The sequence below is a fragment of the Actinomadura kijaniata NBRC 14229 genome, from assembly GCF_001552175.1.
Lineage (GTDB): Bacteria > Actinomycetota > Actinomycetes > Streptosporangiales > Streptosporangiaceae > Spirillospora > Spirillospora kijaniata.
The window spans coordinates 20,264-47,177 of record NZ_BCQR01000093.1 but is presented as its reverse complement, the minus strand read 5'-3'; the positions used below and the strand labels follow the sequence as shown (position 1 = coordinate 47,177).

Genomic DNA, 26,914 nt, shown 5'->3' with positions numbered 1-26,914 from the left:
GGGGCGGACCGGAGACGGTGGGCGGGCTCGCCGTCGCCGTCCCGGCGCTCGCCCTGCTCGCCCGGCGGCGCACCGCCGCGCTCGCGCCGCTCGGCGGGCGGCTGTTCCGCGCCAACGCCGTCGCCGCCTGCGCCCTCCACGTCACCGGCGCGGGATCGCTGGCCTACTTCTCGCTCTACGTCCAGGGCCCGATGGGAGCCCGCCCGGCGGAGGCGGGCGCGTGGTTCCTGGCCTACAGCCTGCCCGGCCTGGCCGCGCCCCTGCTGCTGGCCCGCGTCGCGCACCGGCTGCCGCCCGCCGTGCTGGTCGCCGCCGGGCCGCTGCTGCTGGCCGCCTCCTGCCTGCTGCTGGCGGCCACCTGCCGGACGCACGCGTGGGGCGCGATGGTGCCCGGCTTCGTGCTCGGCGGACTCGGCATGGGGATCGGGAACCTGGCGGCGAGCCAGGTCGCCCTGGCCGCCGTGCCCGCCCGCGCGGCGGGCGTGGCGTCCGGGGTGACCAACACCGGCAAGCAGGTCGGCATCGCCGCCGGGATCGCGGTGCTCGGCGTCCCCTACGGGATGTCCGGAGTGGACACGATGTTCGTCACGGCCGCCGCGCCGGCGGTCGCGGGCGCGCTGCCCGCGCTCCTGCTGGCACGGGCGGCGCCGCCCGCCCTCACTCCGTCACGGTCAGGCGGTCCAGACGCAGGCCCGTGAACGCGTCGGCGGTGACGCCCCGGGCGCGTTCGGACCACACGAAGTGGTCGTGCGGGGCCCACAGCGGCAGCAGCGGCATGTCCCGCAGCAGCGCGCTCTCGGCGAGGCGGGCCGGGATCACCGCGTCGTCGGGGGTGGCGGCGCCCTCGGCCCGGCCGATCTGGTCGAGGGCGTACTCGTCGCGGTAGCCGGTCCCGGCGGCGGTGAGCGGGCTGAGCGCGGCGATCGGGGCGGGGTAGGCGGCGGTCGAACGCACCACGTACGGGCCGTCCACCTCGCGCTTGTCCAGGGCCTCGCGCAGATCGGCGGCCGGTACGGGCTTCAGGCGGGTGTCGAGCTTGAGGTTCGCGCGGAGCTGGTCGGCGAGGGCCTTCACCCACGCGTCGTCGCCCGCCCCCGCCTCGTACCAGAACGTCACCGGCCCGCTCAGCCCGCCCGCGTCGGCGAGCGCCGCCGACGCGGCCTTCGGGTCGTGCACGCACAGGCGGCACTGGCCCTCGCGGCGGCCGGGCAGGATGCCGGGGGCGACCAGCGAGTTGGCCGGGGTGGTCTGGTGGCCGAGCGGCCCCTCGGACACGGCGCGCCGGTCGATCGCCATCGAGATCGCCTGCCGGACGGCGGGCGAGGACAGCCGCTTCTCCCACCCCGGGAACGCCAGGTACGTCATCGCCCGGCCCGGCACCACCAGGTGCCGTTTGGGGAAGTCCTCGTCCATCGACGCGTGCCGGTTCGGCGGGACGGCCGTGGCGACGTCCAGGTCGCCCGCCTCGACCGCCGCGTACTGGCGGCCCGCGTCCGGCATGGCCCTGACCACGACGTCGCGCGCGCCGTCGCGCCGCAGGACGAGCGCCCGGCCGTCGTTGGAGACGACCCGCACGGGGCCGTTGCCGACCGGCCGCCGGGCGTAGGCGGCCCAGTCGCGCGACCTCAGCGCCGGCTCGGGCATCGGCAGGAACGCCGGGTCGCCCAGCAGCGACGGGAAGCCGTTGAGCGGCCGGTCGAGCGTCACCTCGAACGACAGGTCCCCGGTCACCTTGAGCCCGGCGACGCCGTCCGCGCCCTCCCGCGCGCCCTTGACCCGCGCGACCTCGGTGAACAGCCGCGCCCCGGCCCAGCGCTCGCGCAGCACCGCCGTCCAGGCGTCGGTGAACGACCGGGCCGTGACGGGCGAGCCGTCGTGGAAGCGCCCGCCGGGCCGCAGCCGCACCGTCCACACCCGCCGGTCCGGGCTGGTGATCGACTGCGCGGCGGCCTCGACCGCGCGGCCGGTCGCCGGGTCGTGCTCGACCAGGCCCGTCCACACCGCGCCCGCGACCATCCGCCCGGTGGCGTCGCGCACGTCGCCCGGCAGCAGCGTCGCGGCGGGCGCGGCCCCCACCGACGGGCGCGGGTCGGCGGGCCCGCTCCACGCCCGGAACGCCACCACCGGGGACACCAGGACCACGACCGCCCCCGCGACCAGGGCGGCGGTGCGGGCGACGCTCTTCACGCGGGGCGCTCCTTCGATCTGACCGGTGCCGGACGCCGGTGAGCGTACGGCACCGGCGCACCGCCGAGAAGGGGCGGACCGCCGCCACCTGGGCCGGTGGGCATCTGCTCACATTCCGGCGGCGACTTCTTCGTCACTCCTCGCCCCTTGAGCTTGATGATCTTTACGGTCACACTCGACACGCCATCCCCGCGTGATCGGAGGCACGATGTCCCCCGGCAGACCCACCCGACGTGTCCTGTTCGGCACGGCCTCGGTCGCGGCGGCCGCCGCGCTGACGGCCGGGACGGCCTGGGCGTGTCCGCCCGACCCCGGCAACCAGCAGACCCGTGTGGCCTCGGCCCAGGGGGAGGGGCGCGACCTCGGCGCGCACGCCGGGCACGGGCCCCGCGAGGTCGGCAAGACCTCCCAGCAGGTCTCCGACGCGATCAAGGGCGTGAAGCCCGTCGGCAACGTGCCCGACGCCAAGGAGTCCACGTCGCTGGTCTTCATGGACTACGGCAAGGGCAAGAACAAGCGGACGATCATGTACGTCAGCGGCCGGTTCGGGCTCAAGGCCTACGACCTGACCGCCGACCCCAAGAGCCCGCCGCTGGTCGGCAAGTTCGACCTGCCGGGCTTCTGGCAGGGCGAGGACACCGACGCCGACCACAAGCGCAAGATCATCTACCTGTCGCGGGACCCGCGCGCGTTCGGCGGGAACACCGACACCGGCGAGTCGGGCATCTACGTCATCGACGTGTCCAAACCCGAGAGCCTGAAGCAGCTCACCTACGTGAAGGTCCCGGCCGGGCACACCACCTCCTGCGTCAACGACTGCCGGTACCTGTGGACCGGCGGCCCCGCCAAGGCCAGCTGGATGCCCGCCGACTGGGGCGGCCGCCCGGTGTGGGTCACCGACGTGCGCGACCCGCGCCGGCCCAAGGTGTTCGAGAACCCGATCGACACCGGCCGCAACGACGGCAAGACCGACTACACCCACGACATCCAGGTGGACGCCGCCGGGATCGCGTGGGCGTCGGGCCGCGGCGGCGTGCGCGGCTACCACACCGAGGGCCGCCACTGGGACCCGGTGAAGAAGCGCTTCCGGAAAGCCACCGCGTGGGACCCGGTCCCGTACGCGGGCGGCGGCATCGACGAGGCGACCACCAACTCCTCGTTCATGCACAACAGCTTCCGGGCCGTCGGCCGCACCTGGAACCAGGGCCCCGACCCGCGCAAGTGGGGCGTGGGCCAGGTCCTGATCGTCACCGAAGAGACCTTCAACGAGGGCTGTGCCAACGACGGCCTGCTGGTGTTCGCGTCGCTGAAGGGCTCCTACGGCGGGCAGGGCTGGCGTTCGACGCCGGACAACAAGTTCCGGCTGCGGACGCTCAGCACCTGGGGCGTCGCCGGGCAGGAGGGCAGCCGCCCCGACACCGACGACTGCTCGGCGCACTACTTCGACATCAAGAACGGCGTGCTCGCCCAGTCGTTCTACTCGCAGGGCACCCGGTTCCTGGACGTGCGCGACCCCACGAACCCCAAGCAGATCGCCTACTTCCGGCCGGACGACTCGCGGGCATGGGCGGCGTACTACCACGGCAAGTACGTCTACGTCGCCGACCACGCCCGGGGCATCGACGTCCTGGAGACGACCTTCGGCCGGGGCTGACCACCCGGCGCGAGCCCCTCGGGAGGCCCTACCGGCGCCGCCGCAGCTGCGGCCGGTAGGGCACCTCTCCGAGATCGACCTCGCGGGCGTGGCGCTCGGCGGCCGACCGCAGCCGCGCGCCCGCCGTCCCCACCAGCCGGGCGGGCCGCTCGGGCAGGTGCCGGTCGGCGGCGCGGCGGCGGCGCCAGTCCTCCCGCGCCATCGCGCGGCGCTCGACGCGCAGCTGCGCGACCAGCCGGTCCAGATGCATGATGATCTCGCCGTACAGCGGCCACGGGCCGGTGGTGCCGGGCCGGGTGCGCACCGCCGCGCCGAGCCGGGCGCGGTGCTCGCGGGCCTCCCGCAGGTAGCGGTCCAGGGACCGTTCCAGGTCGTCGGGCCGGGCGTCGGCGGCCAGATCGGAGCAGACGAGCCGGCCGTAGGTGTCCACGGCCGCGCCGATCGCGCCGATCATGTCGGCCAGCGGGACGCGGACCGCGTCGTCGGAGCCCAGGCGCGAGGCGTCGCCGCCCAGCCGGGTGTAGTCGGACAGCGCCCGCAGCAGCCCGCGCAGCGACAGCGTGAAGTGCTCCATGGTCACCAGGCCGTCGCGCAGCGCGATCCCGGCGTGGGTCATCCTGATCGCGCGCGGGTTGAGGCGCAGGCTGTCCTCGGTCTCGCCGAGCTCCACGTGCAGGCCGTCGATGCGGTGGGCCAGGTCCTCGGTGCCGTGCAGGCGCCGGTCGGCGGCCTCGGCGGTCAGGCCGTGCCGGATGTCGGACGACAGGCCGGTCAGCACCGAGGCCAGCTTCGCGCCGACGCCCTCGACGGCCTCCTGCGCGGGGCGCACCCGCACCGAGGGCACCAGCAGCGTGACGGCCAGCCCGGCGCCGGCCCCGATCAGGGTCTCCAGCACGCGGTCGGCGGCGGCCGCGTCACTCGCCGCGCCCAGCGCGAAGATCAGCATCGCGCTGATCGGGACCTCCAGCACGTGTTCGCCCAGCCGGAGCACGTGCCCCACGGCGAGCGCGGCCAGGATGGTCAGCCCCAGGCTCCACCAGGAGAACCCGACGGTCCCGGCCGACAGCACCGCCACCAGCACCCCGGAGGCGACGGCGACCACGCGCGACACGCTCGCCTTGATCGTCTGGTAGACGGAGTACTGGACGACCAGCAGCGCGGTCAGCGGCGCCAGCAGCGGCGCGGGGATCCCGGCGGGCAGCACCGCCAGCGCCAGCAGGTAGGCGGCGGTGGCGGTGAAGGTGAGCCGGGTGATCCGGAATGCGGTGGACTGGACTTCGGCCGTGACTCGGATCGGCCGGTCGGGACGGGCGGGACGGACGGCATGCGGCAGCACGAACGACATGGCTCCGGAAAAGGGTTCGAAGACGTGCGGTGGAAGGGGGCGCGCCGGGCCTTGGGCGGGCGCACCCCTTGTCCAATGCATCGGCCCCCCTTGTGTATGCCCGAAAACCCCAGGAGTTCGTAAAGGTAAGCGGGCTCACACCAAGCGGGCGGAGATCGTCGGCCGATCTCGACGCCACGCGCATGATCGGATACGGTCCGACCAGATGATCACCAGGGTCATGTCGGGGATGGCCCGCCGATCCGCTGGAGGCTCCTGATGAGAACCCGTCTGGTCCCGGCCGCCGGGATGGCCGCGCTCACCCTCGCCGCGGCGCTCCCGGCCGTCCCCGCCCACGCGGAGCCCGCCCCGCGGCCCCGCCCGGCCGCCGCCCCGCAGGCGGGCAAGGGCGTGCGCCTGCACACCAACGCCGAGCTCGCCGCCGCGCTGCGCCGCATCGCCCGCGCCTCGCACGGCCGCGTCAAGGTCCGCAGCGTCGGCACCAGCAACGAGGGCCGGCCCCTGTGGTTCGTCACCCTCGGCAACGGCCCGAGGCGGCTGCTGTACGTCACCCAGCAGCACGGCGACGAGCCGCTGGGCACCGAGTCGGCGATCTCCGCGGTCCGCGACCTGGGCCTGGGCAACGGACGCGCCGCCCGCCGCCTCCGCTCCAAGATCACCCTCGGGGTGCTGGTCCGCGCCAACCCCGACGGCCACGAGCGCAACTGGCGCTACAACTACGACCCAGACGCCAGGCCGGAGTACGGCGAGCCGGGCAAGGGCTACGACATCAACCGCTACCACGACCCGGCGGTGCGGCCCGAGGACAACCCGGTCCCCGAGGCCGCCGCCATCCAGCGCACCTACGCGGCGTTCCGGCCGTCGATCGTGGTGGACTACCACATGCAGGGCCGCTACGCCTTCCCGCCGCCCGACGGCCGGGAGATCACCACCTCCATCCAGTGGCCGACCGCCGCCGGCGTCCCCGCCGACGCGGTCCGGCGCTCCAAGCAGGTCGCGGTGCGGGTGAACCAGGCGTTCACCCGGGCGGGCGCGGTCGTGTCCCAGTACCCCGGCGGTTCCTACCAGGGCATCGCCCGCAACGCCTACGGCCTGCGCGGCAGCGCCTCGCTGCTGGTGGAGCTGAGCGACCTGCCGCCCGAGCGGCAGCGCTTCCAGGTCCGCACCGCCCACCTGTCGATGGTGGACCTGGCGTTCGCCGCCGGGACCGGCGCGCTCGACCGGATCGACCCGGCCAGGGCCGACGCCATCCCGCCGCGCGGCCCCGAGCTGCCCGGAGCCCGGTCGGCGCACGACCACGGCCACGGTCACGACAACGCCGCCTGACCACCCGGTCACTGGCTGGTCACTGGCCGGTCACCGGCCGGCCGGCGTCGCCGCGTTCTCACCCGTCCCGGCGGGCGCGCCTGCGGGCGCGGAACGCGGCGACGTTGGTGCGGTTGGCGCAGGTCTCCGAGCAGAACCGCCGCCGCCCCGCCCGCGAGGTGTCGGCGTAGACGCGGTCGCAGTCGGGCGCGGCGCACACGCCGCTGCGGGCCAGGCCGTGCTCGCACACCATCGTCGAGATGTGCATGAGCGTGGTGGCGCGGAACCGCAGCGGCAGCCGCGCCGACGGCGGCGCGTAGTGCATGTGCAGCCCCAGGTCGCCGTGCTCCGACAGGTGCGGGTGCATCGGCGTCTCCAGCATCAGCTCGTTGAGCACCGCGACCGCCTGGGTGAGCTCGCCCGCCTCGAAGAACCGCCGCAGCGACCAGGCCCAGGACCGGAACGCGTCGGCGTGGGCGTCCTCGAAGTCCTGCCAGAAGAAGCCGTTGTCGCGCAGGATCGCCCGCAGCGCCTCGGGGCTGTCGTCCCCCTCGTCGCAGGTCACGGCGTTGACGAGGGCGACGGAGGCGGCCACTCCGTGGCTCTGGTAGCCGGTGATGCGCATGACCTCGTGATCCCGTCGCCGGTGGTCGGTGAACTCGGTTCCAGTTATAACGCCTGTCCGGACCGGGTCAGTAGCGGGTGACGGCGGCCCGGACGATCTCCTCCGGGGACGCCCCCGCGAACAGCGCGCTCTCGCCCCGCCGCACCGCCACGACCGTGTCGGTGATCGCCTCGCCGAACGCCCCGGTCAGCTCCGGGTCGCCCGCGAACGCGTCGGTGGCCTCGGCGAGGGTGGCCGGCAGGCGCCGGGCGCCCGGCAGCGTCGCCGGATCGACGTCCACCGGCTCGGGCAGCGCGCCGCCGGCGGCGAGCCCGGCGCGGCCCGCCGCCAGCAGCCCGGCCAGCGCCAGATAGGGGTTGGCGGTGGCGTCGAAGCACTTGACCTCCAGGTTGGCGGCGTGGTGGCGGGAGCCGGTCGCGCCGGTGACGAACCGCAGCGCGGCCTCCCGGTTCTCCAGCCCCCAGCAGGCGTACGCGCCCGCCCAGTGGGACGGCAGCAGCCGCAGGTAGCTGGCGGCCGACGGGGCGCCCAGCGCCAGCAGCGCGGGCAGGTGCGCCAGGATCCCGGCCGCGAACGCCTCCCCGGCGGGGGCCATCCCGAACGGCCCGGCGCCGCCCGCCATCGCGTTCCCCTCCGGCGCGGCAGGCGCGCCCCCGCCCCACAGGCTCAGGTGGACGTGCCCGCCGTTGCCGACTCCCTCGGCCCGCACCTTCGGCGCGAACGTCGCGGTCAGCCCGGCACGGCGGGTCACCGCGCGGATCGTGTCGCGGACCAGCACGGCGGTGTCGGCCGCGCCGACCGGGTCCTCGGCGGCGACCGACAGCTCGAACTGCGACGGCGAGTACTCGGGGTGGATCTGCTCGACCGCGACCCCGGAGGCGGCGAGGGCCTGGACCACGTCCCGCAGGTAGTCCGCCGCGTCCACCAGCCGCGACATGCCGTAGGCGGGGTGCCCGAAGCGGGGCCCGCCCTCCGCGTCGAGCACGACCCACTCGGTCTCGAACGCCGCCCGCGCCGACCAGCCCAGCGCGGCCAGCCGGGCGGTCTCGCGGCGCAGCGCGTGGCGCCCGTCCACCGGGTGCGGGGCGCCGTCCTGGGCGTACCGGTCGGCGGGCGCCCAGGCCCAGCCGGGCAGCGCGGTGAGCGGGACCAACCGGTCCAGCACCGGGTGCAGCCGGAGATCGCCGGTCGCGCCGCCGGTGAAGCGGGCCGGGACCGCCGAGTCGTCCTGCAGGAACGCGTCGAAGCACGGCGAGGCCCCCACGCCCCAGGTCGCGGCGTGCCCCAGGCGCTCCACCGGCACCGCCTTGACCCGGGTGAGGCCGGTGGTGTCCACGAACGTCAGCGCGACGACCGCGACGTTCTCGGCCATCAGCTCCTCGGCGAGGACGGCGGCGCGCTCCCCGAGCCGGGCGCGTTCGGCGCGGTCCAGCGGGCGGGGCTCCCCCGGGAGGGGGCCGGTCGTCTCGTCCACGCTGGCGCTCCCCGGGCGGTGTGGGTGATGGGCGACGGTCTTACGGGCATCGTAGGGAGACCGGGGGGCCGTTTCACGGAGGGAGCGCGTCGTGCTGCTGGATCTGGAGTCGATACCGCTGTTCGACCACCACTGCCACGGGGTGGTGCGGCGCGACCTGGACCGGGCGGCGTTCGAGGGGCTGCTGACCGAGGCGGACGGGGCCGGGCCGCTGGGCGGCGGCATGTTCGACACCCAGGCGGGGCTGGCGGTGCGCCGCTGGTGCGCCCCGGTGCTGGACCTGCCGCCGCACGCCGAACCCGACGCCTACCTGGCGCGCCGGGCCGAACTGGGCGCGTCCGAGGTGAACCGGAGGTTCCTGGCGGCGGCCGGGCTGTCGGGGCTGTGCGTGGACACCGGGTACCTGCCCGAGCCGATGCTGGAACCGGCCGAGCTGGGCAAGCTGGCCGGGGCGCCCGCGCACGAGGTGGTGCGGCTGGAGACGGTCGCCGAGCAGGTCGCCTCCGAGGGGATGAGCGTGGGCGCGTTCACGGGGGAGGTGCGGGCCCGGCTGGCGGCGCGCGCCGCGACGGCGGCCGGCGCCAAGTCGATCGCCGCCTACCGGGCGGGCCTGGAGCTGGCGGGGGAGCGGCCCCGCGACAACGAGGTCGCGCAGGCCGCCGCGCGGCTGCTGCGCGAGGCCGACCGGGCGATGGCCGGGCGCAGCGCGCCGCCGCGCGTGTGCGACGAGGTGATGCACCGGTTCCTGGTGTGGTGCGCGGTGGACCTGGGGCTGCCGGTGCAGTTCCACGTCGGCTACGGCGACAGCGAGACCGACCTGCGGCGCGGGGACCCGCTGCTGCTGACGGACCTGCTGCGGGCGGTGCGGCCGACGGGCGTGCCGGTGATGCTGCTGCACAACTACCCGTTCCACCGGCAGGCGGGCTATCTGGCGCAGGTGTTCCCGCACGTGTTCGTGGACGTGGGCCTGGCCACCCACAACCTGGGGCACCGCGCGCCCGCGCTGGTCGCCGAGCTGCTGGAGCTGGCGCCGTTCGGGAAGGTGCTGTACTCCTCCGACGCGTTCGGGCTGGCGGAGTTCTACCATCTGGGGGCGCTGCTGTTCCGGCGGGCGCTGGCGCGGTACCTGCGGGAGGGCGTGGCCGACGACGCCTGGACCGAGGACGACGCCCGGCGGCTGGCCGGGCTGGTCGCCGAGGGCAACGCGCACCGCGCGTACCGGCGCTGACCGCCGGGCGCGGTAGGTTCCAGGAAGATCTTTCTTGGTGCGGGCCGTCGAGGGGAGTGCGATGAGGCTGCTGGTGATCGGCGGCGACGCGGCCGGGATGAGCGCGGCGTCCCAGGCCCGGCGGCTGCGCGGGCCGGACGAGCTGGAGATCGTCGTGGTGGAGCGCGGCGACCACACCTCCTACTCGGCCTGCGGCATCCCCTACTTCGTCGGCGGGGAGGTCGCCGGGGCCGACGCGCTGGTCGCCCGCACGCCCGCCGAGCACCGCGAACGCGGCATCATCCTGCACCTGCGGCACGAGGCCGTCGAGATCGACACCGGCGGCGCGCGGGTGCGGGTCCGCGACCTGGCGTCCGGCGGCGAGCGCTGGGAGCCCTACGACCACCTCATGATCGCCACCGGGGCGGTGCCGGTCCGCCCGGACCTGCCCGGCGTGGACGCCGCGGGGATCTTCGGGGTGCAGACGCTGGACGACGGGATCGCGATCCACCGGGCCGTCGAACGCGACCGTCCCGCGCGCGCCGTGGTCGTCGGCAGCGGCTACATCGGCCTGGAGATGGCCGAGGCGCTGGTCAGACGGGGCATCGAGGTCACGATCGTCGAGGCGGGCGAGCAGCCGATGCGCGCCATGGACCCCGACATGGGCGCGCTGGTCGCCGACGCCGTGCGCGGGCTCGGCATCCACCTGCGCCTCGACGAGCCCGTGGAGGGCTTCGACACCGGGGGCGGGCGCGTGACGGCCGTGCGCACCGCCCGGCGCACGATCCCCGCCGACCTCGTCGTCCTCGGCCTCGGCGTGCGTCCGGGCAGCGACCTGGCCCGCGCCGCCGGGATCGAGACCGGCCCGACCGGCGGCATCGTCACCGACCGCCGCATGCGCACCCGCACCGCGAACGTCTGGGCCGCCGGGGACTGCGTGGAGACCCGGCACCTGGTGTCGGGCGCGCCGGTCGCGATCGCGCTGGGCACCCACGCCAACAAGCAGGGCCGCGTCGCCGGGACCGGCATCGGCGGCGGCTACGCCACCTTCCCCGGCGTCGTCGGCACCGCCATCTCCAAGATCTGCAAGGTGGAGGTGGCGCACACCGGCCTGAACTCCCGCGACGCCGAGCGCGCGGGGTTCGACGCGCTGACGGCGACGGTGGAGTCCACCACCCGCGCGGGCTACCACCCGGACGCCACCACCATGCACACCAAGCTGGTCTTCGAGCGGCGCACCGGGCGGCTGCTCGGCGCGCAGATCGTCGGCGAGGAGGGCGCGGCCAAGCGCATCGACGGGCTGGCCATCGCGCTGTGGAACGGCATGACGGTGGAGGAGATGACCGGGCTGGACCTGGCGTACGCGCCGCCGTTCTCCCCGGTCTGGGACCCGGTCCTGATCACCGCGCGCAAGGCCGCCGCGCTGGTGGAGGAGACGATGCGCAACGGCGGCTAGTCCGTGGTGGGCGGCTGGTCCGTGGTGGGCGGCCGGTCCAGCTCGACCGGCGGCAGCGGCTTGGTCGCCGGGCCGTGCCGGACCGAGCCGTCGGTGCCGAAGCGGGAGCCGTGGCAGGGGCAGTCCCAGGTCTTCTCGGCGTCGTTGAACGCCACCAGGCAGCCCAGGTGCGTGCAGACGGCCGACACCGCCGTGACCTCCCCGTCCGGGGCCCGGTAGGCGGCGACGGGCCGGCGGCCGACGTGGGTGACGACGCCCTCGCCCGGTTCGAGGCCGGCGATGCGGTCGCCGGGGGCGAACGCGCGGGGGTAGTCGCCGAGGTAGTGCCGCCCGGTCTTGGCGCCGAGCCGGGCCACGCCCGGCGCGGACCGCCGCACCGTGGGCCGCGCCGGGTCGTACAGCCCCGCCCACGGGTTGTCCTTGCCGAGGATCAGGTCGCTGAGGATCATCCCGGCGAGGGTGCCGTTGGTCATGCCCCACAGGCCGTAGCCGGCGGCGACCCACAGGTGCCGGGAGAGCGGGTGGTAACGGCCGATGTAGGGGATCCGGTCGGCGGTGGAGTTGTCCTGGGTGGCCCAGCGGTGGGGGAACTCGGCGGCTCCCAGTCGGGCCTGGCCCCACGCGGTCAGGCGGTGGAAGCGCGCGGTGACGTCGTCGTCCTCGCCGGGGTGGTAGCCCTCGCCGCCGAGCAGCAGCACCTCCCCGCCGTCGCCGGGCGTGGTGCGGATCGAGTGGCCGGTGTCGGCGGCGATGTACATGCCCCGCGGGGCGTCCTGCGGGGCGGGCCCGGCCAGCAGCAGCGACCGTCTGGGCTCCAGCCGCGCGAAGTACAGGCCCCGGTCGAACACCGGGTAGTGGGTGGCGACCACCACGTCGCGCGCCCTGATCGTTCCGGCGGTGGTGTGCACGACCGACTCGTCGGGCAGGCCGAGGCGCAGCGCCCGCACGTTCTCCAGCACGGTCCCGCCCGCCCCGGTGATCTCCTCGGCGAGCCGCAGCAGCCAGCGCCGGGGGTGGAACTGCCCCTGGGCGCGGAACCGGACCGCGCCCGCCACCGGGAACGGCAGCTCGGTCTCGGCGGTGAACTCGGCGGGCAGCCCCAGCGTGGCGGCGGCGTCGGCCTCGCGGCGCAGCCGGTCCAGGTAGGCGCGCTCCTCGGCGTAGACGTGGTTGTCGCGGCGGCGGAAGCCGCAGTCGACGCCCAGCTCCGCCACCCGCCCGGCGATCCATTCCAGGGCGGCCTGCTGGCTCTCCCCGTAGGCGCGGGCGCGTTCCCGGCCGAACCCGTCGACCAGGTCGGCGTAGACGAGGTTGTGCTGGGAGGTGATCTTGGCGGTGGTGTGGCCGCTGACCCCCTCGGCGATCCGCCCGGCCTCGATCACGACGACCGAGCGGCCCGCCCGCGCCAGCAGGTGGGCGGTGGTCAGCCCGGAGATGCCGCCGCCGAGCACGACGACCTCCGCCTCGCGGGGCAGGACGGGCGGGGCCGCCGGGGCGGGGGCCGGGGCGCTGTCGATCCAGTACGAGGTGGTGGCGGTCTCGGGCATACCCCTGCTTGTGCCCGAGGTCGCCGCCCCTAATCCGGAGGGAAGATCCGGTTTGTCAGGCACTGTCGGGGTACTCGTGAGGCGTGTTGTTGCTGAGACCGCCGGGGGTCTACCGGCCACAGGGGGACACCCTGCTGCTGACCGAGACGCTGCGCCGCTCGGGGATGCGGCCGGGCGCACGCGTGCTCGACATCTGTACCGGAACGGGCGCGGTCGCCCTGGCCGCCGCCCTCGGTGGGGCCAGCGTCACGGCCGTGGACGTGTCCACGCGCGCCGTGCTGGCCGCCCGGCTGAACGCGCGGCTGCGGCGCCTGCCCGTGAAGGCCGTGCGCGGCGACCTGCTGCGGCCGGTCGCCGGGCAGCTCTTCGACGTGATCGTGTCCAACCCGCCCTATGTGCCCGGCCGCTCCGCGCTGCCCCGGCACGGCGCGGCGCGGGCGTGGGACGCCGGGGACGACGGCCGCGCGCTGCTGGACCGGATCTGCGAGCAGGCCCCGCGCCACCTGGCGGAGGACGGGATGCTGCTGGTGGTCCAGTCGGCGCTGAGCGGCGTCGCGCCGACGCTGGCGGCGCTGCGCGGGCAGGGGCTGAAGGCGTCGGTGGTGGCGCGCAGGACCGAGCCGTTCGGGCCGGTCATGCGCGGCCGGGCGGCCGAACTGGAGGCCCGGGGGCTGATCGCGCCCGGGCAGCGTTCCGAGGAACTGGTGGTGATCCGTGCCGACCGTGTCGAGTCCGGGCGGTGAGCGCGGCGGGCGGGAGCGCCGCCGCGTCGTGATCGAGCAGGGCGGGCCCGTGCTGGTGGAGGGCCCGGTGGAGATCGAGACGCCCGACGGGGAGACCGTGGTCTCCGACCGTTTCATGGTGGCGCTGTGCGTGTGCCGCCGCAGCCGCCGCTACCCGTTCTGCGACACCAGCCACCGCAGGCGGGTCCGTTCCCAGGACCAGGATTCCCAGGACCGGGACTGACCCGCCCGCGGGGCCCGCGAGATCGATCAGCGGCCGGGCAGCGGGTGGCGCAGCGAGGTGCGGCCCGCGTCCCAGCACGACAGCAGGTGCTCGCCGAGCCGGTCCTCCAGCAGGCACGTCGCCTGGATGCCGAGGACCACGTCGGCGGCCAGCTCCGGTTCCCGGCCCAGCATGTCGCCGAGCACGTCGCGGCGCAGCACCTGCTCGTGCACCGCGTCGGCCTCGATGTGCTCGGTGAAGAACCGGACGGCGCGCGGCCCGGCGCCGAGCCGCTCCAGGGCCTGCGCCATCCGCCGCGCGCTCGGCGCGGTGGTGATCTCGGCGGCGGCGAAGTGCCCGGCCATCGCGCCGCGCAGCGACCGGTGCAGCCCGAACAGCGACATCATGTTGACGGTCGCCAGCATCGGGGCGGGCACCGCGTCCAGATAGTGGCCGTAGTGCGGGTCGAGCCCCAGGTCCTCCATCAGGTCGGCGAACAGCCGCGAGTGCATCGCCTCGGCGCGCCCGCCGCCGTACTCGTCGAACTCCACCGCCACCAGCGCCGCCTTGGCCCGTCCCCGCAGCCGGGGGATCAGCCAGGCGTGCGGGTCGGCCTCCTTGAGGTGGTAGATCGAGCGGTGCGCCACGTACTCGCGCATCTGCCACGCCTCACCGCGGTCGCGCAGGTGGTGGGAGACCCCCTGGCCGTCCACCGGCTCGACCAGCAGCTCCGCCAGCGCGGCGTCCACGTCGTCGCCGCCCGGCACCCGCGAACGCAGCGCCTGGAGGAAGTGGCGCTCCATCGCGCCGCGCAGCCGCAGCAGCTCCGGGTCCCACTCCCAGCCGGGATCGACCCCGGCAAAGCCCCGGTAGTGCATCTCATAGCACAGGTAAAGGCTGAGCTGGAGATCCTCGCCGAACGGGTCGACGGTGGAGCGGCGGCCCGCGCCCACCGCGGCGGTGAGCATCGGCGAGGCCGCGTCGCCGAGCGGCGACCGGCCCAGCGCCGCCAGCACCGCCTCCGACAACGGCCCGCGCGCCTCCGGCAGCCGCGGCGGGCGGGCGTCCGGGTCGATCGGGGCCATCGTGCTCGCTGTCATTCCCACTCCTGGATTCGCTGGTGTGCGTGGGGTACCCGGTATGTGCGGGTGCATGCCTGCCGGGCCAGCCACTCGACGACCGCGTGCGGTCCGAGGGCGGCGGCGCGGCGCTGCCGGTCGGCCCCGGAGCCCTCGGCGGAGACCCGGGCCAGCAGCCGTTCGACGGCCGCCAGGTCCCCGGCCGCGTCGAGCGCGGGCCGGACCCGGTCCAGCAGCGCGGCGAGCATGACCCCGGCCGGGACGCGCCGTTCGGCCACCGGATCCACGGCGGGACCGGCGATCCCGTACCGGGCCGCCGTCCAGACGGCCGCCGCGCACACCTGGTCGTCGACGCGCGGCCCCTCCCGGCCCGCCGCCAGATCGTCCAGCGCGGCCCGCACCAGGCCCCGGGTGAGCGCCGCCTGGAGCACCGCCTCGTCCGCCGTGACCACCGCGTCGGCGGCGCGCACCTCCACGGTCGGCAGGTGCGGCGACAGCCGGGCCAGCCAGAACGTCATCGCCGCGTCGGCGATCACCCCGCAGTCCACCAGGCGCTCCACCGCCCGGTCGTAGTCGGCGGCCGAGGCGAACGAGGGCGGCACCCCCGACCCGGGGAAGTGGGCCTGCTCCATCATCCGCCAGCTCGCGTAGCCCGAGTCGCGACCCCGGTCGAACGGGGAGTTGGCCGACAGCGCCAGCAGCGTCGGCAGCCAGGGCCGCAGGTGCCCGAGCACCGCCACCGCCGCCTCCCGGTCGGCGACGCCGACGTGGACGTGGCAGCCCGACACCTCGTAACCGGCGACGACCCCCGCGTACAGGTCGCCGATCCGGGCGGGGCGCTCCCCGGGGGTGAACGGGGGCGCGGCGTTCGGCAGCACCGGCGTTCCCGTGGAGACCGCCCACAGCCCCTCGGCGCGCGCGGCGTCCCCGAGCGCGGCCCGCGCGTCCTCCAGCTGGTCCCGGAGTCCGGCCAGGTCGGAGCAGACGCCGGTGGCCGCCTCCACCTGCGTGGCCAGCAGCTCCGCGTGCAGGGCCGCGCCGGGGGCCAGCGGCCTTTCCCGTGCCCGCGCCAGTACCCGCGCCGCCCCGGGCGCGCTTGTCCCCGTCCCCGCCTCCACCAGCAGGAACTCCTCTTCCACCCCGATCGTCAGCGCGTTGGTCACCGGGTGGGCATTCCCAGCCCGTATCCGATCACGCCCGGCCCGATGCGCCGCATATCCCGCTTTCCTGCGGGTACGGCGGGCGACACCGTTCACGCCACGAGGAGAACTCTCATGAAACGCACCGTCGCGGTCGCGGCCTTCGTCGCGGGGCTGGGCGCCGCCGGAGCACGGCGGGTGCTGTCCCGCGCGGTCGGCGCCGAGGACGTGCCGAACCGGTGGCTGACGGTCACCGTGAACTGCCCGCCCGAGTCCCTGGCCGAGGGCGGCCGCCCCGAGCCGCTGGCCCGGCTGGAGCCGATCGCCGAGATCCGGATCACCCCGGCCCCCGGCGGCCGGGGCACCGAGCTGGCCGCCCGGCTCCGCGAACCGGGCCCCACCGGCCCGGTGGCCCGCGCCACCGGCGACGACCCGCGCCAGAAGGTCCGCTCCGCGCTGCGCGAGGCCAAGTCGCTGATCGAGACCGGCGAGGTCATGCGGCCCGACGCGCCGCCCACCACCCGCTCCACCCCGGGAGGAAAGCTCGTGGAACTGGCCACCCGCCGCGCGGGAGGGGAGGGACGGCTGTGAAGGCACTCGTCTGGGAGGGCGTCAACAAGCTGGCGGTCGAGCGGGTCCCCGACCCGGAGATCCGCAACGACCAGGACGTCATCGTCAAGGTCACCGCGTCCACCACCTGCGGCAGCGACCTGCACCTGATCGGCGGGTACGTGCCCGCCATGCGCGCCGGGGACGTGATCGGCCACGAGTTCGTCGGCGAGGTCGTCGAGGTCGGACCGGGCGTGCGCCACCGCAAGGTCGGCGAACGCGTCGTGGTGTGCTCGTTCGTCGGCTGCGGGCGCTGCTGGTACTGCGCCAACGACCTGTGGTCGCTGTGCGACAACAGCAACACCAACGCCGGGATCACCCAGGCCATGTGGGGCTACGAGCCGGGCGCGGTGTTCGGCTACTCCCACGCCATGGGCGGCCTGCGCGGCAGCCACGCCGAGTACGTGCGGGTGCCGTTCGCCGACTACGGGGCGTTCCCGATCCCCGAGGGCGTGGACGAGACCAGCGCCCTGTTCGCCTCCGACTCGGTCCCGACCGGCTGGATGGGGGCCGACCTCGGCGGCGTGGGGCCGGGCGACGTGGTGGCCGTGTGGGGCTGCGGGGCGGTCGGCCAGATGGCGGCCCGCGCGGCGGTGCTGCTGGGCGCCGAGAAGGTCATCGCGATCGACCGGATCCCCGAGCGGCTGGCGATGGCCCGCGACGTCATCGGCGTGGAGACCATCGACTACACCACCACCGACGTCGGCGCGGAGCTGCGCGAGCGCACCGGTGGGCGCGGCCCGGACGTCTGCGTCGAGGCCGTCGGGATGGAGGCGCACACAACCGGGCCCGAACAGCTGTACGACCAGGCCAAGACGCGGCTGCGGATGCAGACCGACCGGCCCGCCGCGGTCCGCGAGGCGATCTACGCCTGCCGCAAGGGCGGCTCGGTGTTCGTGCTGGGCGTGTTCGGCGGGGTGGTGGACAAGTTCCCGCTGGGCGCGCTGATGAACAAGGGGCTGACGCTGCGCGCGGCGCAGATGCACGGGCAGCGGTACATCCCGATGCTGCTGGACCGCATCGCCAAGGGCGAGATCAGCACGCGGCACCTGGTCACCCACGAGATGCCGCTGGACGAGGCCCCGCGCGCCTACGACCTGTTCAAGAACAAGAAGGACGGCTGCGTGCGGGCCGTCATCCGGCCCGCCGCCTAGAACCGCCGGGCCCTCAGCGCCGGGACGGCGAGCCCGCCTTCGGGGCGGGCTCGTGCCGTCCCCGCCGCGATGCGTCGTAGGCCGCCTCCCGCACCGACTGGAACGGCCCGGTCGGGTGCAGCCCGGGCAGCCGGTTGAGCTGGGGGTCGAACGCGTCGGGCAGGTCCCGGACCGGTGGCTGCCGCACCTCCAGGACCCCGCGCGTCCGCCACGGCCCGGTCAGCGTGGCCGTGGCCAGCGCGAACGTCAGCGGCGCGACGGCCACCTCGGCGTTCAGCTCCTCGTCGCCGGTGCGCACCGTCCGCCGCGTCGTGGGCAGCAGGGCCAGCACCCGGGTCTCCCCGGCCACGTCGTAGGGCAGGAGCGTGGTGTAGGCGCCCTGGGTGTAGGAGGCGCGGGGCAGCAGCACGTGCCGCAGCCCCGGCAGCCGCCCGGTGGAGGCGAACAGCAGGTCCAGCGGCCCGTCGTCGGTGGAGACCCGCAGCGCGACACCGAGGATGTCCGGCACGCCGCCGGGGGTGGACAGCGCCTTCGACAGGCGCGCGATCACGTCGTAGGGGCGTTCGGCCGCCAGGCCGGGCAGCGGTTCGGTCACCCGCAGCGTGGCGGCGTAGGTCCGGCCGCGCCGGTGCAGCGCCCGGCCGTGCCGCAGCCGGGCCGCCGTCTCGAACGGGACACTGACGATCCTGGAGAGCATGGGTTCCTCCGTGGGCGCCGGTCGCCTAGCGCGCCGGTTGCAGGGACAGGCGTTCGCCGCGTTCCACCAGGCGCAGCCGGTCGCCGAGACCGCGCCGCGCCACCTCGGCCTCGAACGCCGAACGCGGGGACTTCATGACGGTGTAGTCGTCGAAGTGGACCGGGACGGCCCGCGCGCAGCGGACCGTCTCCAGCCAGTCGGCGCCCTGGCGGCCGTCCATGGTGACGGTCACCAGCCCCAGCAGCCGGGTGCCGCCGAGGTGCACCACGCCCAGGTCGATGTCGGGGTGGCGGCGGTGGATCTCGGCGAGCCCGCCGTACATCACCGTGTCGCCGCTGATGTAGATCCGCAGGTCGGGTTCGCCGTCCCCGGCGCCGAACTCCAGCAGCACGCCCATCACCGGCGGCAGGATCCGGTGCAGCGGGCCGGGCCCGTGCCGTCCGGGCATGGCGTGGACGCGCACCCACCGGTCGCCCTTGGTCAGCCGGGTGGACTCCCAGGTGGCCAGCCCGGCCGACTCCCCGAACCCCCGCCCGCGCAGGGTGCGGGCGGCGGCGGGGGTGGTCAGCACGGGCAGGCCGCGGTCCAGGGCGCCTTCGGCGACCCGGTCCCAGTGGTCGTCGTGCAGGTGGGACAGCACGACCGCGTCGAGGTCCGGCAGCTCCTCGGGGCGCAGCGCCGGGTCCTTCAGGCGCTTGCTGCGCAGCCCGTAGCCCAGGTGGGCGTACTGGCCGGCGCGCAGGAAGTTCGGGTCGGTCAGCAGGGTGAAGCCGCCGTACCGGATGATCGTGGTGGCGTTGCCGACGAAGGTCAGCGCGTCCTCGGCCACGCCGGCCCCCCGCCGTCGGGTGAGGGCAGGGCCCCGCGCCGGGCGGCCACGGCCAGGGCGGTGCCGCCCGCGGCGGCGGCCACCAGGACCAGGCGGCGTCCGGCGGTGCGGCGTCTGCCGTGCCAGCCCCCGTGCACGTCGCCGCTTCCGGCCGACGGGGTGTAGAGGTTCCCCGACATGGCGGGCGCGGGGTCCTGGCGGGACAGGTGGGCCTTGTCGACCTGCCGGGCCATCACCTTCTCCACCGCCTGCGCGTTCATCCGGGTCAGCGCGCGCACCGCCCGGGCGGACGGCCCCACGGTCACCTCGGGCTCGGGGTCCCGCACGAGCCGCACGATCGTGTCGGCGACGCGTTCGGGGGAGTACACCGGCGGCATGGCGACGACCTGGCGGCCGGTGTAGTTGGCGGCGTGCTGGAAGAACGGGGTGTCGATGGTGGCGGGTTGCACCGTGCACACGTGGACGCCCTTGTGGCCCTCCAGCCGTAGCTGCTGGCGCAGGCTCGCGCCCAGCGCGGTGACGGCCGCCTTGGACATCACGTAGGCGGTCGAGTAGGGCTGCGGGGCGAGGGCGGTGAGGGAGGAGACGTTGACGAGCACGCCCCGGCCGCGCCGCCGCATGTGCTCCAGGGCGGCGCGGGCCCCGTGGACGTAGCCCATGACGTTGACGTCCAGCACCCGCCGGAAGTCGTCCAGCGGCGCCTCCTGGAAGGGCGCGAAGAGGCTGACGGCGGCGCCGTTCACCCACACGTCGATCCGGCCGTACCGCTGCACGGCCTGGCGCGCGACCTCCTCGACGGCGGCGTAGTCGGCGACGTCGGCCGGAACGACCAGGGCCTCGCCGCCCCTGTCCTCGCACTCCCTGGCGGCGGCCTCCAGCGCGTCCTTGCGGCGGGCCGACAGCACCACCCTGGCGCCCTTGGCGGCGAACGCCAGGGCCGTGGCGCGCCCGATGCCGCTGGAGGCTCCGGTGATCACGACGACGGAGTTCTTGATGCGCATGGGTGGGGACTCCTTACGCGGCCCGGCCCCGGCGGGGCCGGGCCGCCGGTCGGGTTCGGGTCAACGCGTCGCGCGGGACGCGGGAGCGCGCCGGGCGAGCAGGACGCCCAGGGCGATCATGCCGACGCCCAGGACGAAGTGGAGCCAGTCGTCGGCGGTGTTGACGGGCACGAAGTTGGCGCTGGAGCTCTTGTCGATGACCAGGCCGTACAGCCACAGCACCAGGTAGATCGCGCCGCCGCCGATCAGGTACGCCCGGGCGCCCGACACGGACCGGGCCAGTGCCAGCCCGGCGGCGCCGAACAGCAGGTGGACGATGTTATGCAGGATCGACACCTCGAAGATCCCGAGCAGCTTGGCGTCGGAGTGGTGCCCGGCGAACGTCATGGTGTCGTAGTCGGTGGTGATCCCCGGGATGAAGCCCAGCACGCCCACCAGCAGGAAGACGGCGCCCACGGCGAGGGCCGCCTTGCTGATCAGTGGAAGCGAGCCGAAACCTCGGGAAGCTCCGGTGGGGTGACTCATGGCCGACCTTCCTTCCAGAGTGTAGGGACCCGTCCCTACCCCCCTGGATGAGGGTCATGCGGTGCCGCCCGGCCGGAACGCGGTGGTTCGGCCGTTATGGGGCGGCCGTTGGAGGAAACCGGGAACTTCCGTGGGGGAACCTTGCCGCTCAGGCGGCCACCGGTAGACCTTCCTCGGCCTCCTCCGCGGAGTCCTCCTCGGCCCCGGCCTCCCGCGGGCCGGCGGAGCGCCGGTCGCCGAGCACGCGGACGTTGGAGAGGGGGACGCCGGTCACCGCCGTGTCCGCGCCGGTGGCGGGGTCGATCGGCTCGGCCCCGGTGGCCGAGCGCAGGGTGTCGAGCCTGCGGTGCCAGTCGTCGACACCGTCGTCGTTCAGCCACCACCGCAGCATCGCGACCGTGCCCAGCAGGCACAGCGTGGTCAGCAGGAGAAGGAAGACGCTCATGAGCCACCTCCGTTCCGTCGGTGTGGGGGAGTGCTCGTAGGGGGGAACGTCGGGAGGGATCTTCGGGTTCCCGGCCGGTTCTGGAATCATCGGGGCTCCCCTCCGGACCGAAAAGGAGCCCCTCAGGTGACGTCCCTGCCCTCCGTGCTGGTCGAGTTGCCGTGGCGGACCGCGCCGGGTCCGGCCCCGGCCGACGACGACCCGATCCTGGTCCCCGGCCTGGAACCGCCCGCCGACCGCCGCACCGCGTGGGAGGAGGGGGAGCGGGAGCGGTGGCGCGCGATCCGCGCCTACGGCTCCTGGGGGAGCGACGAGTGGGAGGAGGCCGCCGGGAAGTTCCGTGACGGGCGGATGAGCTACGAGCCGACCCGGGCCGGATTCCTCGTGCAGGCCCCCGAGCACCTGGCCCGGCCCCTGGTGGCGGAGTGGCGCCCCGGCGCCGCCCACGACTTCTCCCACTCGCTCATGCCGGTGATCGCCCGGTTCGAGCAGGACGCGCGGGACGCCGCGTTGTACGTGGCCAGGGCGAACCCGCACGGCACCGGGCGGGCGCTGCTGCCGCTCCTGGACGTGGAGGTCGCCCGGCGGATGGCCGACTGGCGGTACCGGACCGTGTCGGGGAGGAAGGTCGGCGACGCCTGGCTGGACCGGCACGGTCTGACGGCCGTTCCGTACCTGGTGCCCGACGCGCTCGCCAAACGCCGCGTTCCCCGCCTCAAGGCGGTCGCGGCGCTACGGTACCTCGCCGCCGCGCACGGGGCCGGGCGGGTGGTCGAGGCGGCGCGCGTCCACGGCGACCGGGCCGCCGACGCCGTCGCCGAGGTCCTGGCGCGGCCGTACGCGCCGATGCCCAGCGAACCGGCCCCCGACGCCCTGCCGGACCTGCCCCGGCTTCCCCGGTGGATCGATGTCGAGGCGCTGCCCGCGCCGCTCCTGCGCGACGGCGCGCCGCTGCCCCCGGACGCGGTCCGCAACCTGCTGACCATGCTGGCGATGGCCCGCCGGGGCGCGGCGTTCCCCGGCCTGGCGGAGGCGCTGGACGGGGCGCTGGCGGCCTGCGCGCCCGAGTCGCTGCCGCCGTTCGGGTGGGCGGTGTTCGAGGCGTGGCGGGCGGAGGGGACGCCGGGCCGGGAGAGCTGGGCGCTGGAGGCGCTGGGACGGCTCGGCGACGACGACGTCGTGCGCCGCCTCCGGCCGCTGGTGGAGCAGTGGCCGGGGCAGAGCGGCCACCACCGCGCCGTGCAGGGCGTGGGGGTGCTGGCGGCGATCGGCACCGACGCCGCGCTGACCGCCCTCCACCGGATCGCCGCCCGGTCGCGCTACCGGGGCCTGCGCGAGAACGCCGACCGGATGCTCACGGAGGTCGCGAAGGCGCGCGGCCTGACCGCCGACCAGCTCGCCGACCGTCTGGTGCCCGACTTCGGGCTGGACGCCGACGGCTCCCTGGTCCTGGACTACGGTCCGCGCCGCTTCACCGTCGGGTTCGACGAGCAGCTCAAGCCGTTCGTGCGGGACGAGAGCGGCAAACTTCGCAAATCGCTCCCGAAGCCGGGCGTCAAGGACGACGAGACCCTGGCGACCGCCGCCTACCAGCGGTTCGCGGCGCTGAGGAAGGACGTGCGGACCGTCGCCGCCGAGCAGGTCCGGCGGCTGGAGACGGCGATGGTGGCGGGCCGCCGGTGGACGACGGCCGAGTTCACCGCGTTCGTCGTGGAGCACCCGCTGCTGCGGCACCTGGCCCGGCGGCTCGTGTGGAGCGCCGGCGGCACGGCGTTCCGCGTCGCCGAGGACGGCACGTTCGCCGATGTGGACGACGACCCGTTCGTCCTCGCGGAGTCGGCGACGGTCGGCCTCCCGCACCCGGTGGAGCTGGGGGAGGAACGCCCGGCGTGGGCGGACCTGTTCGCCGACTACGAGATCACCCAGCCGTTCCCGCAGCTCGGACGCCCCGTGTACGCGTTCACCGCCGAGGAGGCGACGGCCGCGCGGCTGCCCCGGTTCGAGGGCGCGACCGTTCCGACCGGCCGGGTGCTGGGCCTGGAACGGCGCGGCTGGCGGCGGGGCGCGCCCCAGGACAACGGCATCCAGCACTGGACCTGGCGGGCGCTGCCGACCGGCGCGGTCGCCGTCGTCGGGCTGGACCCGGGCGTGGCGATGGGCGCGATCGACGTGTTCCCCGAGCAGCGGACCACCGCGGTGTGGATCGGCGACCGCCCCGACTGGAGCCCCGTCCCCGGCACGGCGCGCTTCGGCGACCTGGACGCCGTCACCGCCGCCGAGCTCCTCGCCGACCTCGTCGAGCTGACCGCCGTGGACCGCTGAACGTCCAGCGCCCGCCCTACCCTCAGGTGCCATGAACGCTCCCTCCCCCGTTCCCTCCGACGAGGACTCCCTGATCCTGCCCGCCGACTGGCGCGAGGTCCTGCACCCCCGGCGGGGCGGCCTTCCGGTGCCGGTCGTGCCGCCGGACGAGGAGGCGCTGCGGCGGACCCTCGTGTTCGTCGAGGGCGCCGCGGAGCGGCTGACGCAGGCTCTCGTCCACCGGCGTTCGGACCCCGCGCTCGTCGAGCACCTGCGGGCCTACCTCGGCGGCGACCCCGACCCCCTGGGCGCGGCGGCCATGGCGCTGCTCGTCACCGCACGTCCCTCCGAGGCGGACCACGCGGCGCTGGTGGACCTGTGGGTCGCCGGACGCGGGCTGCCGTTCGCCGCCTGCGCGTACGCCGCGACCGACGAGGTGGCGGTCGACTGGGACCGGCCCGACATCCGCGCGGGACGGGAGTACTTCCTGGTGTGGGCAGGGGAGGACGAGATCCGGGACGACGGCGCGACGGCACGGCGGCTGCGGTCGCTGCTGGCCGTCGCCGACCCCGACGTCCACGCCGAGACCGTGGCGCGGCTGGAGGACTGGCGGCGGACCCCCGCCCAGCGCGTCATGACCGCCTACCTGGACCCCACCCGGCGGGCGTGGGTGGACGACGTCTTCTCGAACCGGCCCCATCCGGGCCAAGGACGGCTCTGGATGCTCTACTGCCTGCTGGACGGCCCCGAACGGCTGGGGGGTCTGGCGCTGGGGCCGAGAGTCGACCGGGGCGTGCTGGCCACCCTCCTCGAGGGGGTCGGCGCGGCGGCGCTGCCGATGCTGCGCGACGTGATCGACCACGCGGGCCGAGCGGATCGCGGGGACCTGCTGGCGGCGGTGGCGCTGCTGCCGACCGACGAGGCGTTCCGGACGCTGCTGGACCGCGCCGACGAGCGGCGGGCCCGGCGCCCGCTGCGCGAGGCGATGGAGCGCTTCCCCCGGCGCGCGGTGCGGCTGCTGGCGGCGGCCGCCGTGGACGAGCACGACCACGCCCCCGAGCTGCTGCGCCGGCACCTGGGGAGGCATCCCGAAGCCGCCGGGACGGTGCTGCCGGAGCTGCCCGCCCCGGCCCGCCGCGTCGTCGAGGAGATCATCGCCGACGCCGCGGTCCCCGAGGCGCCGCCGGAGGCGCTGCCCCGGCTGCTGGTGGAGCCGCCGTGGACGCGCGGACGCCGCGCCGCCCGTCCCACCGTGATCGGGGGCCTGGCGGTCCCCGACGAACGGGCCGTGGTCTGGAACCCCGGCGAACGCGAGAAGTGGGCCCCCGGGCTGGGGGCCACCCGGTTCGCCGGAGTCGACTGGGAAGCCGAGGTCCGTGAGATCCGCGAGGGACACCTTCCCGAACGCGGCGAGGCGTTCACGCTGACCCACGCCCCGGAGGACCTGGTCCGCCCCCTGGTGGAGGACTGGGAGGGGATCGAGCTGAGATACCCGGCCGACAGCGTGCGCGCGCTGGTCGCGCGGTTCGGGTTCGACGCCCTTCCCCTCGCCCTGTCGTGGGCGGACACCGCGCCGAGGGTGTCGGGCGGGGCGCTGCTGCCGTTCCGCGACGCCGGGGTGGCGGCGGTGATGGCCGACTGGCTGGTGCGGCGCGGGACCGGCCGGGCCGTCGCGCAGTCGTGGTTCCGGCGGCACGGGACGGCGGTGGTCCCGTTCCTGGTTCCGGCGGCGCTGGGCCCGGTGGGGCAGGAGCGTCGCAACGCCGAGGGTGCCTTGCGTTTCCTGGCCGCCCGCTCCGGCGCCGACGCGGTGGTCGCGGAGACCCGGCCGTTCGGGGAGGAGGCCGCCGCCGCGATCGGGGAGATGCTGTCGGTCGATCCCCTGGAGGTTCTTCCGGCGCGCATGCCGAAGCTCGGCGCGTGGGCGACCCCGGCCCTGCTGCCCCCGCTGATGCTGCGCGACCGTTCGGCCGCCCTGCCCGACGCCGCCGTGGGGCACCTGCTGTCGATGATGGCGCTGTCCAAGCCCGACGACCACTACGCGGGCCTGGCGGTGGTGCGGGAGCTGTGCGACGAGGCGTCGCTGCGGCGGTTCTCCTGGTCGGTGTTCCAGGCGTGGCTGGACCAGGACACGCCCACCAAGGAGATGTGGGCGCTGGCGCAGCTCGGCGCGTTCGGCGACGACGCCACCGCCCGGCGGCTCACCCCGCTGGTCAGGCGGTGGCCGGGGGAGGGCGGCACCACCCGCGCCGCCACCGGCGTGGAGGTGCTGGCCGAGATCGGCACCGAGACCGCGCTGCTGTGCCTGCACGACATCACCCAGCGCGCCAAGGCCAAGGGGCTGCGGGCCCGCGCCCGGGAGAGGATCGAGGAGATCGCCGCCGGGCTCGGGCTGACGCCCGACCGGCTCGCCGACCGCCTGGTCCCCGACTTCGGCCTGGACGCGCGGGGGAGCATGGTCCTGGACTACGGGCCGCGCCGCTTCCACGTCGGCTTCGACGAGATGCTCCGGCCCTACGTCGTGGACGGGGACGGCTCCCGCCTCAGGACGCTGCCCCGGCCCGCCGGGAACGACGACCCCGACCTCGCGCCCGCCGCGGCCAAGCTGTTCGCCCGGCTGGGGAAGGAGGTCCCCGCCACCGCCACCGCCCAGGTCAGGCGTCTGGAGGCGGCGATGCTGGAGCGCCGCCGCTGGTCGGCGGAGGAGTTCGGCGACCTGCTGGTGGCGCATCCCCTGGTCTGGCACCTGGTGCGCCGCCTGGTGTGGGTGGCCGAGGACGGCGACAAGACGACCGCGTTCCGCGTCGCGGAGGACCGCTCGTTCGCCGACGTGCACGACGACGTGCTGACGCTGCCCGCCTCCGCGCGGATCGGCGTCGCCCACCCCGTCGAGCTGGGCGATGACCTGGCGGCCTGGGCGGAGGTGTTCGCCGACTACGAGATCACGCAGCCGTTCGCGCAGCTGTCGCGCCCCGCCCTCGCCCTCACCGACGCCGAACGCGACGACCACCGGCTGACGCGCTTCGAGAGGGCCGTCGTCTCCTGCGCGGCGCTGCGGCGCCTGCACGGCCGCGGCTGGCTGCGCAGCTCCCCGCCGTGGGAGATGGACGACGCGCGCTGGCTGGTCCGCCGCCTCGCCGCCGACCGCCACGTCATGATCGTCGTGTCGCCCGGCATCCCCTACGACACCGAGGACGACCCCGACCAGACCGTGGAGCGCGTCTGGATCGGCACCGAGTCCGTCGCCTACGCCCCCGAACGCGCGGCCGTGGCGCGCTTCGGCGACCTGGACCCGGTGACGGCCTCGGAGGTGCTGGCCGACCTGACCGCGCTGGTGGAATCCGCCTGACGCCGGAACCCGCCGGAAACGTCGGGCTCCTCCGCTACGGT

23 protein-coding genes are annotated in these 26,914 nt (G+C 75.4%); 11 read left to right on the top strand and 12 right to left on the bottom strand.

Annotated elements, in window-relative coordinates:
• On the top strand, positions 1-698 hold a 698-nt coding region (locus tag AKI01S_RS27390), incomplete at its 5' end, for an MFS transporter (protein WP_157420180.1).
• On the opposite strand, the gene AKI01S_RS27385 is transcribed toward AKI01S_RS27390, so the two are convergent.
• Entirely contained in the window at positions 658-2,187 is a 1,530-nt protein-coding gene (locus AKI01S_RS27385) for a peptide ABC transporter substrate-binding protein (protein ID WP_067824199.1), read from the bottom strand. The genes AKI01S_RS27390 and AKI01S_RS27385 overlap by 41 nt on opposite strands.
• A gap of 208 nt (positions 2,188-2,395) precedes the next feature.
• Between AKI01S_RS27385 and AKI01S_RS27380 the strand changes: the two genes are divergently transcribed.
• On the top strand, positions 2,396-3,841 hold the full coding sequence (locus tag AKI01S_RS27380; RefSeq protein ID WP_157420179.1) for an LVIVD repeat-containing protein: 1,446 nt from the start codon (positions 2,396-2,398) through the stop codon (positions 3,839-3,841).
• A gap of 28 nt (positions 3,842-3,869) precedes the next feature.
• Here the strand turns inward: AKI01S_RS27380 and AKI01S_RS27375 are convergent, their stop codons facing one another.
• A complete protein-coding gene (locus tag AKI01S_RS27375; RefSeq protein WP_067824191.1) occupies positions 3,870-5,186 on the bottom strand; it encodes an FUSC family protein in 1,317 nt (438 codons plus the stop codon).
• A gap of 258 nt (positions 5,187-5,444) precedes the next feature.
• On the opposite strand from AKI01S_RS27375, the gene AKI01S_RS27370 reads away from it, so the two are divergent.
• The gene (locus AKI01S_RS27370) at positions 5,445-6,512 is read left to right on the top strand and encodes a M14 family zinc carboxypeptidase (RefSeq protein ID WP_157420178.1); all 1,068 of its coding nucleotides are present in this window, start codon (positions 5,445-5,447) and stop codon (positions 6,510-6,512) included.
• A gap of 58 nt (positions 6,513-6,570) precedes the next feature.
• On the opposite strand, the gene AKI01S_RS53700 is transcribed toward AKI01S_RS27370, so the two are convergent.
• A complete protein-coding gene (locus AKI01S_RS53700; RefSeq protein ID WP_067824188.1) occupies positions 6,571-7,116 on the bottom strand; it encodes a CGNR zinc finger domain-containing protein in 546 nt (181 codons plus the stop codon).
• Between the two features lie 67 nt (positions 7,117-7,183).
• The gene (locus AKI01S_RS27360) at positions 7,184-8,590 is read right to left on the bottom strand and encodes a type I glutamate--ammonia ligase (RefSeq protein WP_245681800.1); all 1,407 of its coding nucleotides are present in this window, start codon (positions 8,588-8,590) and stop codon (positions 7,184-7,186) included.
• Between the two features lie 91 nt (positions 8,591-8,681).
• Between AKI01S_RS27360 and AKI01S_RS27355 the strand changes: the two genes are divergently transcribed.
• Together AKI01S_RS27355 and AKI01S_RS27350 are read left to right on the top strand one after the other, a co-directional pair.
• Complete coding sequence (locus AKI01S_RS27355) at positions 8,682-9,818, top strand: amidohydrolase family protein (protein WP_067824185.1); 1,137 nt, start codon at positions 8,682-8,684, stop codon at positions 9,816-9,818.
• A gap of 61 nt (positions 9,819-9,879) precedes the next feature.
• Complete coding sequence (locus AKI01S_RS27350; protein WP_067824182.1) at positions 9,880-11,253, top strand: FAD-dependent oxidoreductase; 1,374 nt, start codon at positions 9,880-9,882, stop codon at positions 11,251-11,253.
• Here the strand turns inward: AKI01S_RS27350 and AKI01S_RS27345 are convergent.
• Entirely contained in the window at positions 11,250-12,800 is a 1,551-nt protein-coding gene (locus tag AKI01S_RS27345; protein WP_067824179.1) for an FAD-dependent oxidoreductase, read from the bottom strand. The genes AKI01S_RS27350 and AKI01S_RS27345 overlap by 4 nt on opposite strands.
• 83 nt (positions 12,801-12,883) lie before the next feature.
• On the opposite strand from AKI01S_RS27345, the gene AKI01S_RS27340 reads away from it, so the two are divergent.
• Positions 12,884-13,543, top strand: coding sequence for a HemK2/MTQ2 family protein methyltransferase (locus tag AKI01S_RS27340; protein WP_067824177.1), 660 nt, complete (start codon positions 12,884-12,886; stop codon positions 13,541-13,543).
• Positions 13,524-13,766: a CDGSH iron-sulfur domain-containing protein gene (locus AKI01S_RS27335; RefSeq protein WP_067824207.1), complete on the top strand. Its 243-nt coding sequence runs from the start codon at positions 13,524-13,526 to the stop codon at positions 13,764-13,766. Before AKI01S_RS27340 ends, AKI01S_RS27335 begins: the two co-directional genes overlap by 20 nt.
• Before the next feature lie 26 nt (positions 13,767-13,792).
• On the opposite strand, the gene AKI01S_RS27330 is transcribed toward AKI01S_RS27335, so the two are convergent.
• Together AKI01S_RS27330 and AKI01S_RS27325 are read right to left on the bottom strand one after the other, a co-directional pair.
• Complete coding sequence (locus AKI01S_RS27330) at positions 13,793-14,845, bottom strand: iron-containing redox enzyme family protein (RefSeq protein WP_157420177.1); 1,053 nt, start codon at positions 14,843-14,845, stop codon at positions 13,793-13,795.
• Positions 14,842-15,987, bottom strand: coding sequence for a carboxylate-amine ligase (locus AKI01S_RS27325; RefSeq protein ID WP_067824171.1), 1,146 nt, complete (start codon positions 15,985-15,987; stop codon positions 14,842-14,844). The genes AKI01S_RS27330 and AKI01S_RS27325 overlap by 4 nt, the downstream gene beginning before the upstream one ends.
• 111 nt (positions 15,988-16,098) lie before the next feature.
• On the opposite strand from AKI01S_RS27325, the gene AKI01S_RS27320 reads away from it, so the two are divergent.
• Positions 16,099-16,554: a hypothetical protein gene (locus AKI01S_RS27320; protein WP_067824167.1), complete on the top strand. Its 456-nt coding sequence runs from the start codon at positions 16,099-16,101 to the stop codon at positions 16,552-16,554.
• Positions 16,551-17,726 carry a zinc-dependent alcohol dehydrogenase gene (locus AKI01S_RS27315; protein WP_067824164.1) on the top strand — a complete coding sequence of 392 codons (1,176 nt, stop codon included), beginning with the start codon at positions 16,551-16,553 and terminating at the stop codon, positions 17,724-17,726. Before AKI01S_RS27320 ends, AKI01S_RS27315 begins: the two co-directional genes overlap by 4 nt.
• A gap of 13 nt (positions 17,727-17,739) precedes the next feature.
• Here AKI01S_RS27315 and AKI01S_RS27310 read toward each other — a convergent pair whose 3' ends face one another.
• From AKI01S_RS27310 to AKI01S_RS27290, 5 genes are all read right to left on the bottom strand, one after another.
• Entirely contained in the window at positions 17,740-18,423 is a 684-nt protein-coding gene (locus AKI01S_RS27310; RefSeq protein ID WP_067824161.1) for a catalase family protein, read from the bottom strand.
• A gap of 25 nt (positions 18,424-18,448) precedes the next feature.
• On the bottom strand, positions 18,449-19,252 hold the full coding sequence (locus tag AKI01S_RS27305) for an MBL fold metallo-hydrolase (RefSeq protein WP_067824158.1): 804 nt from the start codon (positions 19,250-19,252) through the stop codon (positions 18,449-18,451).
• Positions 19,234-20,253 carry an SDR family oxidoreductase gene (locus AKI01S_RS27300; protein ID WP_067824155.1) on the bottom strand — a complete coding sequence of 340 codons (1,020 nt, stop codon included), beginning with the start codon at positions 20,251-20,253 and terminating at the stop codon, positions 19,234-19,236. Before AKI01S_RS27300 ends, AKI01S_RS27305 begins: the two co-directional genes overlap by 19 nt.
• 60 nt (positions 20,254-20,313) lie before the next feature.
• Complete coding sequence (locus tag AKI01S_RS27295) at positions 20,314-20,778, bottom strand: DUF4383 domain-containing protein (RefSeq protein ID WP_067824152.1); 465 nt, start codon at positions 20,776-20,778, stop codon at positions 20,314-20,316.
• Between the two features lie 148 nt (positions 20,779-20,926).
• On the bottom strand, positions 20,927-21,223 hold the full coding sequence (locus AKI01S_RS27290) for a hypothetical protein (protein ID WP_067824149.1): 297 nt from the start codon (positions 21,221-21,223) through the stop codon (positions 20,927-20,929).
• 126 nt (positions 21,224-21,349) lie between these two features.
• Here AKI01S_RS27290 and AKI01S_RS27285 point away from each other — a divergent pair, with 126 nt between their 5' ends.
• Positions 21,350-23,545: a DUF4132 domain-containing protein gene (locus tag AKI01S_RS27285; RefSeq protein ID WP_067824146.1), complete on the top strand. Its 2,196-nt coding sequence runs from the start codon at positions 21,350-21,352 to the stop codon at positions 23,543-23,545.
• Positions 23,546-23,576: 31 nt separating this feature from the next.
• Positions 23,577-26,873, top strand: a complete 3,297-nt coding sequence (locus AKI01S_RS27280) for a DUF4132 domain-containing protein (protein ID WP_067824143.1) — start codon at positions 23,577-23,579, stop codon at positions 26,871-26,873.
• Positions 26,874-26,914: the final 41 nt, after the last annotated feature.

Excerpts from the sequence above, each read along its gene's own strand:
- AKI01S_RS27380 (WP_157420179.1), top strand. The coding sequence starts at position 2,396 with ATGTCCCCCGGCAGACCCACCCGACGTGTCCTGTTCGGCACGGCCTCG.
- AKI01S_RS27375 (WP_067824191.1), bottom strand. The coding sequence starts at position 5,186 with ATGTCGTTCGTGCTGCCGCATGCCGTCCGTCCCGCCCGTCCCGACCGG.
- AKI01S_RS27370 (WP_157420178.1), top strand. The coding sequence starts at position 5,445 with ATGAGAACCCGTCTGGTCCCGGCCGCCGGGATGGCCGCGCTCACCCTC.
- AKI01S_RS53700 (WP_067824188.1), bottom strand. The coding sequence starts at position 7,116 with ATGCGCATCACCGGCTACCAGAGCCACGGAGTGGCCGCCTCCGTCGCC.
- AKI01S_RS27350 (WP_067824182.1), top strand. The coding sequence starts at position 9,880 with ATGAGGCTGCTGGTGATCGGCGGCGACGCGGCCGGGATGAGCGCGGCG.
- AKI01S_RS27345 (WP_067824179.1), bottom strand. The coding sequence starts at position 12,800 with ATGCCCGAGACCGCCACCACCTCGTACTGGATCGACAGCGCCCCGGCC.
- AKI01S_RS27330 (WP_157420177.1), bottom strand. The coding sequence starts at position 14,845 with ATGACAGCGAGCACGATGGCCCCGATCGACCCGGACGCCCGCCCGCCG.
- AKI01S_RS27320 (WP_067824167.1), top strand. The coding sequence starts at position 16,099 with ATGAAACGCACCGTCGCGGTCGCGGCCTTCGTCGCGGGGCTGGGCGCC.
- AKI01S_RS27310 (WP_067824161.1), bottom strand. The coding sequence starts at position 18,423 with ATGCTCTCCAGGATCGTCAGTGTCCCGTTCGAGACGGCGGCCCGGCTG.
- AKI01S_RS27300 (WP_067824155.1), bottom strand. The coding sequence starts at position 20,253 with ATGCGCATCAAGAACTCCGTCGTCGTGATCACCGGAGCCTCCAGCGGC.
- AKI01S_RS27295 (WP_067824152.1), bottom strand. The coding sequence starts at position 20,778 with ATGAGTCACCCCACCGGAGCTTCCCGAGGTTTCGGCTCGCTTCCACTG.
- AKI01S_RS27290 (WP_067824149.1), bottom strand. The coding sequence starts at position 21,223 with ATGAGCGTCTTCCTTCTCCTGCTGACCACGCTGTGCCTGCTGGGCACG.
- AKI01S_RS27280 (WP_067824143.1), top strand. The coding sequence starts at position 23,577 with ATGAACGCTCCCTCCCCCGTTCCCTCCGACGAGGACTCCCTGATCCTG.